At 54.6% G+C, this 15,382-nt stretch carries 8 protein-coding genes; all 8 read left to right on the plus strand.

The window, feature by feature from the left end:
* Positions 1–250 precede the first annotated feature (250 nt).
* The 8 genes from JF70_RS02020 (at position 251) to JF70_RS02055 (ending at position 15,339) form a co-directional block, all read left to right on the plus strand.
* Positions 251–1,984 carry a serine/threonine protein kinase gene (locus JF70_RS02020; protein ID WP_045935100.1) on the plus strand — a complete coding sequence of 578 codons (1,734 nt, stop codon included), beginning with the start codon at positions 251–253 and terminating at the stop codon, positions 1,982–1,984.
* Entirely contained in the window at positions 1,981–2,424 is a 444-nt protein-coding gene (locus JF70_RS02025; protein WP_045935101.1) for a hypothetical protein, read from the plus strand. The genes JF70_RS02020 and JF70_RS02025 overlap by 4 nt, the downstream gene beginning before the upstream one ends.
* On the plus strand, positions 2,360–7,756 hold the full coding sequence (locus JF70_RS08450; protein WP_082069340.1) for an Ig-like domain-containing protein: 5,397 nt from the start codon (positions 2,360–2,362) through the stop codon (positions 7,754–7,756). Before JF70_RS02025 ends, JF70_RS08450 begins: the two co-directional genes overlap by 65 nt.
* A gap of 3 nt (positions 7,757–7,759) precedes the next feature.
* Positions 7,760–12,331, plus strand: a complete 4,572-nt coding sequence (locus JF70_RS02035; RefSeq protein ID WP_052690689.1) for an FtsK/SpoIIIE domain-containing protein — start codon at positions 7,760–7,762, stop codon at positions 12,329–12,331.
* Complete coding sequence (locus JF70_RS08675; RefSeq protein ID WP_082069341.1) at positions 12,328–12,843, plus strand: FHA domain-containing protein; 516 nt, start codon at positions 12,328–12,330, stop codon at positions 12,841–12,843. Before JF70_RS02035 ends, JF70_RS08675 begins: the two co-directional genes overlap by 4 nt.
* A complete protein-coding gene (locus JF70_RS02045; RefSeq protein ID WP_045935103.1) occupies positions 12,836–13,117 on the plus strand; it encodes a hypothetical protein in 282 nt (93 codons plus the stop codon). Before JF70_RS08675 ends, JF70_RS02045 begins: the two co-directional genes overlap by 8 nt.
* A 147-nt stretch (positions 13,118–13,264) precedes the next feature.
* Complete coding sequence (locus tag JF70_RS02050; RefSeq protein ID WP_156149561.1) at positions 13,265–13,783, plus strand: hypothetical protein; 519 nt, start codon at positions 13,265–13,267, stop codon at positions 13,781–13,783.
* A complete protein-coding gene (locus JF70_RS02055) occupies positions 13,780–15,339 on the plus strand; it encodes a WXG100 family type VII secretion target (RefSeq protein WP_045935105.1) in 1,560 nt (519 codons plus the stop codon). Before JF70_RS02050 ends, JF70_RS02055 begins: the two co-directional genes overlap by 4 nt.
* The last annotated feature ends 43 nt before the right edge of the window (positions 15,340–15,382 follow it).

Genomic DNA, 15,382 nt, shown 5'->3' on the forward strand with positions numbered 1-15,382 from the left:
CCGTAATTGTCTCTCTCCAATGGTTCGTTGTTGTGTTACGAGAATCAGCCTGTCGGATGTGTATTTGCCAGACTGTGATGTTCGCGTGCATGCGTCCTCCGCAGGAATCAGAAACCTTGTTGAGGATTGAGATGTCGGCTTGATTCCACATTGATGTCGGGATCGGGGCTGTGGCTGATCCCTGAACAATGCGGTTTCTGTCACGAAGTTAGTCAATGACTCACAATACATGCAATAGCTGGGGAGAGATGTGGCTGCTGAGAATACGGTAATCGGCGGGAGATATCGTATCTTGACGCAGATAGGCAGGGGCGGAATGTCCACTGTCTATCTTGCACTGGATACATCATTGAACAAGCAATGGGCTGTCAAGGAGATCAGACAGGTAACTGATCCCGTGAAGCGGGACATGATTATCAAGAGCATCACCGTTGAAGCCAATATGATCAAGCGCTTGGACCATCCGGCTATTCCTCGGATTGTTGATCTGATCGATGACCATGGCACGCTGTATGTCGTCATGGACTATGTGGAGGGCCGGACGCTCGCGGATATCCTTAAAAACGAGGGACCGCAGCCTGAAGACCGTGTAGCTGATTGGGGCATCCAGCTATGCGATGCACTTAACTACCTGCACAGCCGGAAGCCCCCGGTCATATACCGCGATATGAAGCCATCGAACGTGATGGTAACACCAAACGGAGCCATCAAACTGATAGATTTTGGCATTGCCATTGAAATGGGATCTGATGATGACCGGTCCTCACTGATCGGGGACGACAGGCAGTTGGGCACGCAAGGTTATGGTGCTCCCGAGCAATTCAGCGAAACAGGTCGCGTGGATCAGCGCACCGACATTTATGCCTTGGGTGCGACACTATACAACCTGCTGACAGGAGTACACCCGCGTTCCGGATCATTCAAACCAATCCGGGACATCGTTCCCTCCTTGTCCGCTGGCCTTGAAGAGATCATATCTGTCGCGACTCAGACTAACCCTGAGGCAAGATTCCAGAACTGTGCTCAGATGGCTTATGCATTGAGACATTACAAGGAGGTTGATGAGGTTCATCGTCAAGCGCTCACCAGGAAATGGCGTGCGTTCATCGCTGTCATAATTGCTTCAGCGGTCTGTTTTGGGCTTTCGGCATGTTCGCTGGGCATGGTGTATAGAACGCGCAATGGCGACTTCAGTTATTGGATGGACCAAGCCGCTCAGACAACGGTCAGCGCTAGAGCCGAAAACGATTTTGTCCATGCTGCCTCCATCAAACCGGACTCTGTCGACCCGTATATGGGGTTGATCAGTTTGTATACGGCAGACGGTGCATTCGATTCACAAGAGGAGCGCACATTCAATGCTGTAATCACAGAGCACAGCAATTCTCTGCGTAAACATTCCGAGGACTGGTCGAGATTGTGTTATGAAACAGGAAAGCTGTATTGGTACTACTTCAAGGTGCCTGAAGAAGCCAAAACAGCCTCAGGCTCCGCTATGACGGATCAGGAATCAATGAGGATGGAACGCATCAGGGCGGCCTCTCCTTGGATGCATGAGGCAGCCAAGAACAAGGACTACAAGAAGGCTGAACTCGCGGATATCTACGCAGGCATGGCAGATTTCAATACGCAAATCGTTCCACTCATCAATGAGGGATCGGATGCCGGCAAATACAAACCGTATGCACGACGCTTGCAACAATTGCTGGATGCTTCCCGTCATGAAAGCAATGACGTTATTCGATTGGAGGCCGCCAATCTGACGCTGGACGCCTTGCAGATCTTTCCAAGGAAGTTCAGGGCGGATGGCATCGGCAAGGATCAGATGAATGCCTTGGCGGATCGGTCTATCTTCTTGGCCGCCTCGGTAACCCCTACGACTGCGTTGCTTGACGAGAGAAAAAACGAGGCCAATGAATCCTCAAAACGGGTGCACGCCTCTATAGACAACGCCTTTGTGGATATCAAGGGGGATAAGCGATGAGCACCTGGACCTGGAGAATGCTGGCTCTGGTATTTCTGGCGGTTGCCCTGGTTCTGGTGGTTGCCGCGATTGTGCTCTATAGGGTCCTGCATATACGCCAGGTGCGGGATGCCCTTACTGGCCGCAGCGCGGCTACTGAAATTGAACAGATGCGCACAGCCAGGGCAGGTACATGGGCAATGGCCGGCTCACAACTGCAGACTGGCGATCTGAGTTTCAACCCAGGAATTGGGAACAGTCAGGATTTCGCATCTTCCCGCGAGCATCCGGTCGAATTCGTGGTGCATTCGGCCGATACATCATCGGAATCCGGGCAAGTGAGCGCTCAATCATCCCGGGTTGATGATGACGAGCAGCAGACCTCTCTGATCGGCCATGAGCACGCCGAAACAAGCGCTCGCGATGATGAGGCCCAAACCACGCTTGCAGAAAGGTTTTGACACCATGGTGGAGTCCGAAAAAAGCACTAAGGCGATAAAGGTCTTCTGCTGCATCATGAGTTTTTCAGTTCTGTTCTGTCTCACCTTGCTCGTATGGCAGCTATTGCTCCCCACCCGTGCCTTGGCGGCGGAGAAGAAGAGCGCCAAGGACCGCATATCCGTATCGATGACTTATCAGCAGATGAAGTCCGAAGATGACCTTACAGACGGAAAGACATGGATTGCCGCAGGGCCGCGTTCTGTTACGTTGACTATCACTCCGCGTTCGGCGGATGGTGTCGATTGGCAATCTTCAAAGGATGGCTCGCTGGCAATCGAAGGCATCAGTATCTCCGGCAAAGGACCATGTCCGGTCCTGCAGCAAAGCGACGATCCCGGACAACAGCCTTCCCGGACCTATACGCTTAGCTACACCCATGGCGGAGGCAACTCCCATGATGGCCAGGAATATTTGTTGGACAAGTGTCAGCTGAAATTCAGCTATACATTAACTTCGGACAAGGAGGGCGGAAAGGCCGAAAGCCTCAGCGGAGACTTTTCGGAAACGCTCAGTTCTATAGGCATGGCTGCGGTCGATAGCGAAGGCAAGGATATCGATTTCGCTGAACACCCCGATTCCATAATTGTGGATTCAACATCTGACAGAAGCCTCAGACTATGGGTATCCGGGGTTCCGAAGGCCGACCCGCTTTCTGGCTATTTCCGCAAAGCTGACACAGTATCTCTTTCGTCACGCGACCCGTGGCTGGACCGTATAGTCAACATTGCCTTCAACAACCACAAGAGAGCCAATCCCAATGCCGATTTTGCTCCCATGACCATAAGTCGGATTCCTCAGCATGACCAGGCCGATGACCCCAATCATCTGCCTCCTGCCAGCTTTCCTTGCGGGCGCCACGACTCATACTCGCAAAGAGATGCTCGAATCAACAAGGGCCATGGGGATCACTCAGGGGTCTGGAAGGTGCTCAATCAATCATGTAAAGCCGAGGTGAACAGGCCGCCATACAATTCCAATGCCCGTTATGAGGCCCGTCCCCAAGAGGAGCTCGCCCGTTATCTGCATCCAGCGGATGCCGGGCAGGATCACAACTACCTTTCATTCATTTATGACACTGAAAAGCCTATGCTGACCTCAGCCAGCTATTTGTCCCACGGTCTTGAATCACACCCTGGAGATGTTGATTTCCCCGTTTCCGACGGAGTCATGGCCTTCAAGGATCGCGTCATCAGGCTGAGGGCCAAGGATATTCTTCCATCCAGACCAATCGTCAATTCGAATGGCGAACAACACTACCCGCAGCGAATCAGGAATGACGGTCCCAGCGACCCCTTCGCCTCCGGCTTGGCAAGGCTCATGTTGAAAGGGAACCGTTATGACGGTGTCGATAGTAAAGGCAATCCCCGGACTCCGGTTCCGTTGAAACAGTGCTCCGCTGACACCGGCGTTCGGAACGATGACGACTGTGATTACTCTGTCTCCGCAGGTTCTGATGAACAGGGCGAATACTATGACGTGGATTTCCGATCCTCCGGATATTACGATTTCAGCACCATAAAGGCCACAGTCGTTGATAAAGCCGGCAATGAAGATGACCTCTTCCCCCTCAAGAGTGGACAGACGGATCGCTCCAAGTCTCCTGACACGAATGCAATGATTGGCAAACTTCTGATTGATGTCAGCTATGAAACAATCGGGGAGCCCAGGATTGCGGTTGCGAGTCGTTCCTCCGACGCTCCCAGGAAGCCAGGTGCTGTGCCTCCTGCCCCCTCCGGCAGTGGACTGGACAGGTATTATTTCAATTCAGATGTCCGCTTGGCAGTGCAGACCAAAGACCAGTATTTGGCCTACTACCTCCATACGCTGGCCAATGATCCCCGCAGAAATGTCGGCGTATTGAAATATTGGCGCGATGATCTGCCAAATGGGTCCAACGAGGCCAAGACGGCCTGCAAGGTGGAGGAGTCCAACATAACCGAGGATCGCGACGAAAACTGGACGTGGAGTCTGGCCTGTGACGACAGTGTCGAGCAGATCAATGGAGCCAGCGGGTCCTATCCGACCAATGGTAAATACACCTTTGTGCTCAATGCGGATATTATGCCTGCTTGGTTCACTTCCTCAAGGACTCAGTTTGGTATAGATACCAGCGCTCCTGTGGCAGACGGATTTGAGGGTCCGCGTGGTGACGGATTGAAGATAATCCGTAGATTCCCTATCAAGGGTTCCCATAAGACCATTGTGACCAGTCCCGGACAAAATCATATCCGGTTCAGGGTTCAGGATCTTCTGCCAAAGGAGCAGGTGGGTCCTGATGAAGTTCCAGGAGCCTCGCAGGAGGGAGCATCAGGTATTGCCGGGAATTGCGCTGCGGGCACCTGCCATGGCACGGTCCAGATTTCCATGCCTGCTCCAACCGATTTGCAGGGCAATGCCATAGGCGATTCTGCTGCAAGGAACATGACTATACCGGTGGATGAATCCGGCTGGTTCAAGATCGATCTGAAAGACGAAGGTTTATACGATCTGTCGAAAATCGTGCTGACTGTTGCTGATTGGGCAGAGCATCCGGTCAATGGCGGTGATGGTGACCGGGCGCGGAATGTGCTGAAAGTCAGCCTCGACGAGTTGGTCAACAAGTACCCTGATGCCGGAGGCTTCAATGAAGCCTACGATGCCCTGGTGATCGACAACCCTCAGAATCAGAGGACGGCTGAGATAATACTTAGACAGGCCGAGTCCAATCCCGCTTCCACGAATCCTGCATACTACTTCAGAGGCGAAGCGCTTGTCGACTTCAAAGTGAAAGACAGGTGGTTCCCGCTGTATCAGGCTGTCGGTGACGAGAGCAATAAGAATTTCTTCCATGGCTCCGTCAGTCCGGCTGCTCCGACACCATTCCCCGCAGTGTCGTTCGAACCAGACGCCTGGGTTCCTGACTCCGCGAGTCCGGACACCTGGGTGTTCCGAGGATATCGGGTTCCCCGTTCTTCCGCCAACCAGAACAGTCCCCATGAGGGGGTTTATGAGTTGACGCTATCCTATGCTGGCCTGCAGTGCGACAGCAGCCGGTTCGCTGCAGCCCAGCGTAAGTTCGTCATTGACTATACGGGTCCCCAGCTGGGCAGTCTTCACTTATCGGCGACCACCCCCCATCATTGGCAATGGATATTCCCTACATCGCCTCTGCATGTGTCCCTGGACGGTGTTAAAGACCAGGTTTCCGGTGTGGATGAGAAGAGCGCGTCGTTTACGGATTACCAGGGGGATGAGGCGACTCCTATGCTTGGGTATGACCCCTGGCTGGCCCCTAAGAATGCGCAGGCCCCTGAATCCACCTTGCGATTCGAATCTGATGAAGTCATTGCTTTCGACATGAACGCCGACAGCCAGCGTCTCAGGTTCGATACCACATCGATGGCCGTCAAGGATTTAGCCGGCAACCCCTCATCGACTCATGCGCTGAATTCATATGGCGGCGATCGAAGCGACATAGTCAACGATACCCAGGGATATACGGGGGCTGCCCTCGATCTTGCCGGTCCGAAGATCACTGTGACCTATGACAACAATGATGTAAGAAACGGCAAGTATTACAAGGCCAATAGGGTGGCCACCATTGTTGTTGACGAGTCGAACTTTGATTTCATAAGTGCGAAGGACGGCGGGCGCATCATCGTTGAATCAAATGTTGATGGTCGCAGGGCCCGACTTGCCGCCAAGGATTTTTCAAACCCAAGCGGCGATAAGCACACTTATCTGGCAAAGCTGGCCTGTGAGAGTGATGGAGATTGGACCGTCGATGCCTCGTTGACCGACCCAGGCGAACACCAAGCGGTTGCATTCCATGATGAATTCGTCATCGACACAACCAGGCCGGTGCTCTCACTGAAATTCGACAACAATGACTCTAAAAATGGCATGTACTATAAGGCCCCCCGGTTGGCCACCATCGAGTTGGTGGAGCGTAATTTCAGCAGGGGGGAATCGACGGTAACGACATCGGCCAAGGATGACGCCGGCCATGAGGTTCCGGCCTCTTCGGGTGATGGCTGGTCGTATGCAGGAGATCCCAAGGAGTACACCTTGGTCCAGCAGGTATCGTTCAAGGGTGAGTACCATTACACGCTCGAGGCCAATGCCACTGATCTGGCGGGAAACACTGCGGAGGCGGTGAAGGAGCCGGAATTCGTCATCGATATGACCAAGCCCGATCTTCATATCGAAAAAGTGGAGGACAAGACAGCCTATGCGGGCACGGTGGCGCCACGAATACAGGTTGCTGACACGAATATGGATCAGAGCCGAACGACCTATGCGCTTGTCGGGGACAGGCGGGGCAAGGTCAAATCCGCGGACTTGGACCCGAACGAGCATGAGGAAGATAACACCCGAACGGTCGATATTCCTGATTTCAAGCGCAAGGTAGCAAACGACGATGTGTACACGCTGACTGCAACAAGCGAAGACATGGCCGGTAATTCCACATCTGTGAGCAAGACCTTCTCGGTCAACAGGTTCGGCTCGACCTACCTGTTTTCAGCGGGAACGTCCTCGGTCAGGGGTGCATATTTGAAGAAGGCGGTGCCTATCGAAGTCACCGAGCTGAATGTCAGCGGCATTGATCTGGGTAAGTCAGCCATCAGGTTGGCCAAGGACGGAAGCATCCATGCTGTTCCCGGATCCGATTATCGGATTGTCGACGATAGCGACAGTGGATGGAGCAAACGAACCTATGAAATTCCTGCCAAGTTATTTAAGGGCGACGGCTATTACCGCCTGATGTTCACATCCACTGATCGAGCAGGGAATCTGTCCGAGAATACCATGCAGCACAAGGATGCGAAGCGCAAGGGGGATGCCTCGGTGAACTTCGCAGTGGATTCGCAAGCTCCAACAGTTTCAGCTCTGGGCATTGCCTCCAACAGTGTGTACTACGGGCAACGGCATGGTGTGGGCATAGATGCCAAGGATAACATGAAAGTCCGCTCCGCCCGGATTGATGTGGATGGCAGGACACAGGGACGGTGGTCTGGCGATGAGCTCCTCAGAGGCGCGCAGTCCATTGATCTGCCGGCGGATGCTCATAGGCACACGGTGACAGTCAGGACCGAAGATGCGGCGGGCAACATATCCTTGATTACCTATCAGGATGTGGTCGTCGCTTCAGACTGGTGGCAATACATACGTGAGAACGGATTGCTTTTTGTGCTGGTCATCTGCCTCGGAATTCTCATGACGTTGGCGGTCATCATCCTTGCGGCTCTGATTGTCAGGCATCATGCGGCAATGGCCTATAGGCGCAATCCATTTGGCAAGCAGGAGCGGTGAGCCATGAAAGGCCTTGTCAATATTCATGATGCCCGGTCGCAGGCTCGGTTTACGGCCTACTTTGATGTGCCGGGAGACTCGTCGTTGGCTGACCTGCTTCCCTCGCTGGCCGGATTTACAGAGGGAGCGACAGGCAGGAAGGTCGATGTCGGTATCGACGGGCGCCGGGTGGACCCGCGTCTGAGCATTGACCAGGTAGGTCTGCATGAAGGATCATGGATTTCCTTGCTGTGCGAGGGAGCGACGATTGTCGACCCTCGGGTTCGTCCGGCTGATGACCCAGCAGCAGTTCAGCTGCGCTTTCTCAGTGGATTCAATGCAGGTGCCATATATGATGTGCTTCCAGGTATCTTGAGGATAAGTTCCCTGATGGATCCTGAAAAAGTATCGATCAGCGCTGATTTTCTTCTTGACGTTCATCCGGATGGCCGTCTGATGGTGGTGCCAAACATACGCGAGGGCGCCGTGGTGAAAGTCGGCTTCCTGCGCAGGCCCAAGCGGCAATTGCATTCCGATGTCTGGCTGGACGGGCATGAGCTGATAGAGCCGACCGAGCTGCACTATGGACAGGAGCTTGTGCTTCCCGAATGCATCATCAGCGTGACCAAGGGGCATCCGGATTCCGTGCCGGTCGACAAGGAAGACAGCCCGGGGCACTGGCTGTATACCCGGCCGCCGAAGATCAGGAATGAAGTACGAAACAGACGATATACGCTCCCCGGCTCCCCGACCCGTCCTGACAAGGCCCCTATACCGATCCTGTCGACCCTGTTGCCATTTGCCATGTCCGTGGGTATGGCGGTCATTCTGAAGAATTATTCTTATCTTGCTTTTGGCATCATGTCACCGGTGATGATGATAGCTTCGTATTTCTCCGGCAATAACGGCATGAGGAAGAAATATAAGGCGCAGGTCAAACGTTACGAGCAGAGCCGGGACCGCATCAAGGAACAGGCCAAGCATGCGCTTGAAGAGGAAGTCAGTGATGTTCGGGCCGAATACCCTGATCCTACAGCCTTGCTTGATCTTTGCGCCAGTCATAGTGCACAGCTATGGAACAGAAGGGCCACGGACGACTCATGGCTTGGATTGCGCATAGGCACGGGAGATGTCAAGTCGCATGTATCCATGGAAATGCCCGATAACCTTGATTTTGAGCGTGTCAAGACATGGCAGCTCCATCATTTCCCTGTCGTTGTGAATTTGCCGGCTGCCGGCTGCCTGGGGTGCACAGGTGAGCAAGCAGTCATCTTCCCGACAGTGCAGTGGATTGTCGCTCAAATGGCAGCTCTGCACTCAGACCGGGACTTGTCGATATATCTGCTTTCGCCCAGGTCCAGAAAGCAACAAGAAGGGGGTCGGCCTGCTCCCATACCAGCGCAGATTGATTGGTCCTTCGCCCAATGGCTCCCGCAGCTGGTTCCGCAGCAAGGGCAGAATGCAGTACGCACATTGGCTACCGGCATCGAAGACATAGCGATGAGGATTTCGGAACTCATCGCCATGCTGGACGATCGCAAGGAGCTGATGCATTCCCAGTCCATGCAGAAGTGGGCTGGGCCATCGGTAGTTGTGGTGATGGAGCATGCACATGTGCTCAGATCCATGCCTGGCACCATCAGACTCCTCAAGGAAGGGCCCCTTGTCGGCATGTACATGCTGTGCGTGGAGATCGATGAGAGGCTCTTGCCTGAGGAATGCCAGACCGTGGTGACAGGGGAGGCTGGCCAGCTGAAGGTCCGCAGCAATGTCTCTGATGATGTCAATGACATCATGCCCGATCTGGTCACACAGCAATGGCTTGATGCTCTTTCGCTGTCCCTCGCGCCTTTGGAGGATGGCAGTCCTGACGAGAGCCAGTCCGCAATTCCCTCGCAGAGCAGACTCCTGGACCTGCTGAAGCTGACGCCGACTCCTGAAGAGATCGAAGCCCGATGGGCCCTGCAACCTCGCTCGACCTTCTGCACGATCGGTGAATCGGTCGACGGCCCCTTCGGCCTTGACATCGCCAAGGACGGGCCCCATGGGTTGATAGCCGGTACAACCGGCTCGGGCAAGTCGGAGCTGCTCCAGTCCCTGGTGGCTTCGCTGGCCGTGGCGAATAGGCCGGAATCGCTGAACTTCGTGCTCGTCGATTACAAGGGCGGTGCGGCGTTCAAGGACTGCGTCAAGCTCCCCCACACGGTCGGAATGGTCACGGATCTGGACAACCATTTGGTTACCAGAGCTCTGGTCTCGCTTGGCGCGGAACTGAACTACCGCGAACATCTTCTGGCCCTTGCCGGTGCCAAGGACCTTGACGATTATATGGACTTCCGGGAGCTCCGCCCTGATCTGACGGAGATTCCCCGTCTGCTGATCATTATCGACGAGTTCGCCTCCCTGGCCAGGGAGCTTCCCGACTTTGTCACCGGCCTGGTGAACATTGCGCAAAGGGGCAGGTCATTGGGTATCCACCTTCTCCTGGCGACTCAGCGACCAGGAGGTGTGGTCTCACCGGAAATCAGGGCCAACACCAACCTTCGTATAGCCCTGCGCATGACGGACGACAGCGAAAGCCAGGATGTGATCGATGCCAAGGATGCATCGCTGATCAGCAAGTCCACTCCGGGTAGGGCCGTGGTGAGGCTCGGGTCGAATTCCTTGGTGCCCTTCCAATCCGCAAGAGTTGGAGGCAGGTATATTGACCCGAACGACAAGGCTGGGACAAAGACAGAGAAGCCCTTTGTCCGCGTGCTTTCCTTCCCCCAGATCGGCCAGCCGGCTCCTGCGCGTCCCAAGTCAAAAGAGAACAAGGGGGATGTAAGCGTAACCGACCTTATGAAGTTGGTCGAGAGTATCTGCGAGGTGGCCAAGGATGAGGGCATTCCCCAGCAGCGGCAGCCGTGGCTGCCTGCCTTGACCGATGAGATTGGTCTGGATGACCTGCCCGACAGCGAAGATGGTGATGCACAGGCGGGCCTTCGAGTTCCTTTTGCCATCGGGGATTACCCCAAACTGCAGAAGCAAAGCACGGTTTTCCTTGATATGGCGACCTTCGGTAACCTCTTCATCATCGGCACGTCGCGCAGCGGCAAGACCACGGCCCTTCGGACCATAGCTTTCTCCACCTGCAAAAAGTATGCACCCACGAAGGTCCAGGTCTACTGCATCGATGGTGGCAATGGCGGCCTCGCTCCTCTCACAGCCTTGCCCAATGTGGGCGTTGTGGCCCTGCGCAGCGAAACGCAGAAGATCGAACGGCTCCTGAACAAGGTCGAAAGGGTGCTCAAGGCCAGGTCAGCCACCCTCTCCAAGGGCGGATACAGCAATATTGACGAGTTCAATCGTGGGCTTGACCAGGATCATGAGGAAGAGGCCCTGCCGCATATGCTGGTCATGTTGGATTCATGGGACGGGTACAACTCCACCTTCGAATCCTATGACAGCGGTTCCCTGATCACCCGCATGCAGAACCTGATGAGGGAAGGGCCGTCGGTCGGTGTGCATTTCATCCTGTCCGGCGACCGCTCCCTCCTGTCCGGACGGATGACCCTGCTGGCAGACAGCAAGATCATGCTGCGGCTGGTCGACAAGACCGACTATTCGGAAATCGGAATCCCCGCCAAGGAGGTACCCGACAAGATGGCGGATGGGCGAGGTTACCAATCCGTTGACGATGCCGAGATTCAGATTGCGCAGATTCGCCGGGGGGAGGTGGGCCAACAGGAATCCGAGGCCATCCGCACCGCCGGTGTCGCACTGGCTACCGGCAGGGATGCCGGCCTCTCGCGGTCCCGTCTGCCTTTCAACGTCGAACAGCTGCCCGATGAGATATCCTTCGATCAGGTATACGCCTTGGTCAAGGAATCCGGGTCCCTGGACAATGGTTTGTTGCCTTTGGGCATCGGCGGCGAAGACAACGATCTTATTGCCTATGATCCGGTGGCAACGCCGATTCTTCCGATCTTCGGCGGCATGCAGAGCGGCAAGACGACATTGCTGATTTGGTTGGCCAACATGGCGTTGTCCGCTGGGTATCATCTGGTCATCGCGGCCCCTAAGGACAATGCCCTGAGGCGTTTCGAGGGGGTGCCCGGAGTCGTGCGCTTGTTCACGACCCCTGCGGACCTGACACAGGAGAATCTTGAACCATACGCGCGCAATGGCGACGAGAAGGCTCTGGAAAGCAACACCGAAACGGGATTCAAAGGCAATCTTCTGGTGTTCGATGACTGTCAGCTGCTCAAGGAGATTCCCGCCAGTGAGTGGATGCAGAACCTGGTCGGATCATTATCGAAGAGTGACGCCTCATGCATCTTTGCTGGAGACATCATCGACTTCCCCCAGGGCTTCGGGAATTGGGGGTCTTCCATGAAAAAGATCAAGCAGGGCGTGCTGATCAGGCCAGAAGAGATGCTGAACGCCGATTTGATTGGAGCCAGATTAAAGCGTTCGCAGTTCAGCTCTGACATGCCTCAAGGCAGGGGTTTCGCACGACTCGGAACAACAACGGTGTCTGTGCAGTTTCCCGAGCCTGGAAGTGAACTGACTTTCCCCTTCCAGCCTCATATGAAGGGCGACGATATACCGTGAGCCACAGGAAAAAGAAAACAGGGCTGGCTAAAACCGCACAGCCTGCCACAATTATACCGGAGATTCCTAATCTGCCGCCCATTATGCAGCAAGAAGCTGTTGGCAAGTGGGATTTACATGATGGGTCCCTAACGCCAAGGCAGGTTCATGAAAGTCCTGCAGGTGGAGATGGCTCATCATATGACCTGGTGTTCTCAGACGGCCGCCGTGTGCCCTGTGCCCAGCGCTGCGTGGTTGGCAGAATGCCGAAACAACCTGGTGAGAACTATGACGCTTACTTAGTGGTGGATGATCCGTCCCAGCAGACATCAAGAAGGCATTTCGAGTTTGGAGTGACTTCCATAGGTCAGGTATGGGCCATGGATTTGGGATCGGCCAACGGGACCTTCGTTCTGTCGAACGGCACCTATGTTCAACTGCCTGAGAAGAAGCGAACTGTTCTGGCTGACAATGATGTGATTAGGTTCGGAGGGCTGAGCGCCAAGGTGGAGAGGAGAGCTGACCGTGGCTGACAGGGTTGTTGTTTCCTATGATGAATTGGGCAAAGCCAAACAAAGTCTGGAACAAGTCAAACAGATTCTTGACGATTTTGCAGGTGTGAGGGGGGACGAAAATGCCTTGGGCAGTGAGCTGGTCATTGACGCGTATGACTCATATGTGCGCCGCCTCAAAGGTGCCAGTGGCAAGTACTCCAAGAAAGCCGGAGACTTCGCTTCGATGCTTCAAAACGTCATAGATCAATTTAAGGAGCTTGATTCTCAATTGGGGCGGAAGGCATCAAATTGAGCGGTCGGACGTGCGCGCTCAAAGATAGGTCGGAGGGAAGCAGCTATGGAAGAGGCTAGGATACAGTTCAGCATGGACATACCAGCCGATTGGAAGGTCATGGATTTCTCTCGCAAGGGAAGGCAGGATTACGCCAAGGAGCAGTCCATGAAAATCATTGAGCAGGTTCCTGCCTTGCATATTTACCGCAAGAAGCTTGAAGACGTCCTCTTCAAGGAGCTGACATCATCCTGGGCTATGGGTGTTCGATACGGAGCCTCCTTGGCGGCGCCCACCACGGATGGTCTGCTGAGCGCCTCTATTACGGTGTCTGTTCTGCCTCCGCCTCCCGACCAAGAGAACGTTTCCGTTTTTGATGCCATTGCCGCCACGGTCCATCAGAATGACGATGAGTCGTCGGGAGATAGCGAATCCGACATTTCCCAGGTCTCAATTCCGGAGGCGGGCATGGCCTTGCGGGTGCTGGGGCATCGTGTTTTTCGTCCTCAGGAAGCTGCCCAGGGGGTCAAATACTCGATTTTCCAAACGTATGTGCCTTTTGGCGGTCGTATTGTGCTGGTGATGGGGCAGACTTTTTGCACGGATGTGGAAACCCAGCTTTTTGAGTTGTTTGATCTGGTTACTGGTACGTTGTCGTTGAAGATTGATGGTGGTGGTCAGCGATGAGTTTGAATGTCGACTGGAGCGTAATCGGGTATACGGCTGATCCTGTGCCGGGCGATCCTGATGGTGTTGGGGCTTGCGCTGCGAGGTTGAAAGGCAAACAAGAGTCGGTCGACTCGTTGGTTACTGTCTTGAACAGGATTGTGCCCGGCAGGGGCGGGTCGGTGTTTGTCGGGGATGCTGCGGACCAGTATGCGAGGAAGCTGTCTCATTTTCCTGAAGATATGAAGAACCTGTCCCGGGGTTTGGAGGGTGCCTGCTCCACTCTCAATTCCTGGAAGTCAAGCATGGAGTATTACCAGGGGGAGGCTCACAATGCGTATGAAGAGGCCAGACGGGCGGTTGAGGATTGGAAAGCGGCTGAGTATGGGCTTGATGACGCTTCTGCCGCTGCACGCAGCGCGCATGTCGCTGAACATCTGATGCGTGCCAGGCAGCGGATAGGCGAGGATGTTCCCAAGGCGGACGAAAATGACACCTTGGATCGTGTCCGGCGGGCTGAGCGGAGTGTGGCTGCTTTCCGCAGTCGGGTGGATTCCGCTCATGATTCGTATCAGCATGCCAAGAAACGTCTGGATTCGACGAGCGATGAGTACAGTGAAACAGCAAGGAGTACCGCGTCCTCGCTGCAGGGTTTTCTGGAGGAGATGCCTTCGGCTTCTTTGTGGGAGAGGGTATATTACAGCAGCGCCTGGAGCGTTGTTGTCAAAGCGGCCGAGATAGGCGGCACGATATTCGGCATTGCCGCTCTTGTTCTGGGCGGCGGCGGTATTATCGGCATACTCGCCTTCGCTTTCGCCGCGATCGGGTTTCTCAACGATTTGATGGCGTTTTGGGAAAAAGATGAATCAGGGGGGGAGTTTGCCCTTTCTTTTGTTTCTTTTGGTTTAGCATTTGTTGGTTTAAAAGGTGCGGGCAAGAGTCTTTCGACAGGGCTTAAAGCATTCAAAAGCGGGGAAAAGGGCATGTCGGTTCTTTCAAGGCTGAAGCTTTTGGGTAAAAATCTGAGGCTTTTGGGTGACCCGACGGAGAAGGGAGGGTATCTGGTTTCGCACTTTTCGACGATGCTGGGTAAACCGAACGGCATACTGCCGGTTTCGAAGTGGGCGGGAAGCGCCAAGGACTTGGCTGTGTCTTCGTCCAAGCGTATGAGCAAGCCCCTGCTGTGGCTGAAGGGATTCGGGCGCGGAGTGTGGTCGTCTGCAAAAGCTACCGCTAGGAAGACCGGTGTCTCAATGTTCTTTAAGGATCCGGAGTTGCAACTCATAAAATGGCAAGGGAACAGGCAGTTCGCGGTTATTGAAGCCGAGTATTTTGTTGACGATAATGGTGGGGTGAAAGGTGCGCTTGCCGCTGTGCGGAAAAGCCCTCTGTACGGGACCGTTACCGGCGGAATCCGTTCCGTGGTCAAAGACGAGGTCGATGCCTTGAAGCGTCAGGTCCATAATCAGGATAAAGGCGATGCCGGGTGGAGGACGTCGGTGTCTGAGGGCCTTGGTTATTTGAAGCCTCTCTCGCCGATTGCCGGGTCTTTGGGGTCCGTGTTGTCAAGTCTGTAGAGTGAAAGATGAGTGGTAGAGATGTCTGAGTCGAGTGGTGGGC

Origin of the sequence: Bifidobacterium mellis, from assembly GCF_000967265.1 — a bacterium.
GTDB lineage: Bacteria > Actinomycetota > Actinomycetes > Actinomycetales > Bifidobacteriaceae > Bombiscardovia > Bombiscardovia mellis.

Coding starts and splice junctions, on each gene's coding strand:
- JF70_RS02025 (WP_045935101.1), top strand. CDS start 1,981: ATGAGCACCTGGACCTGGAGAATGCTGGCTCTGGTATTTCTGGCGGTT.
- JF70_RS08450 (WP_082069340.1), top strand. CDS start 2,360: ATGAGCACGCCGAAACAAGCGCTCGCGATGATGAGGCCCAAACCACGC.
- JF70_RS02035 (WP_052690689.1), top strand. CDS start 7,760: ATGAAAGGCCTTGTCAATATTCATGATGCCCGGTCGCAGGCTCGGTTT.
- JF70_RS02050 (WP_156149561.1), top strand. CDS start 13,265: ATGAAAATCATTGAGCAGGTTCCTGCCTTGCATATTTACCGCAAGAAG.
- JF70_RS02055 (WP_045935105.1), top strand. CDS start 13,780: ATGAGTTTGAATGTCGACTGGAGCGTAATCGGGTATACGGCTGATCCT.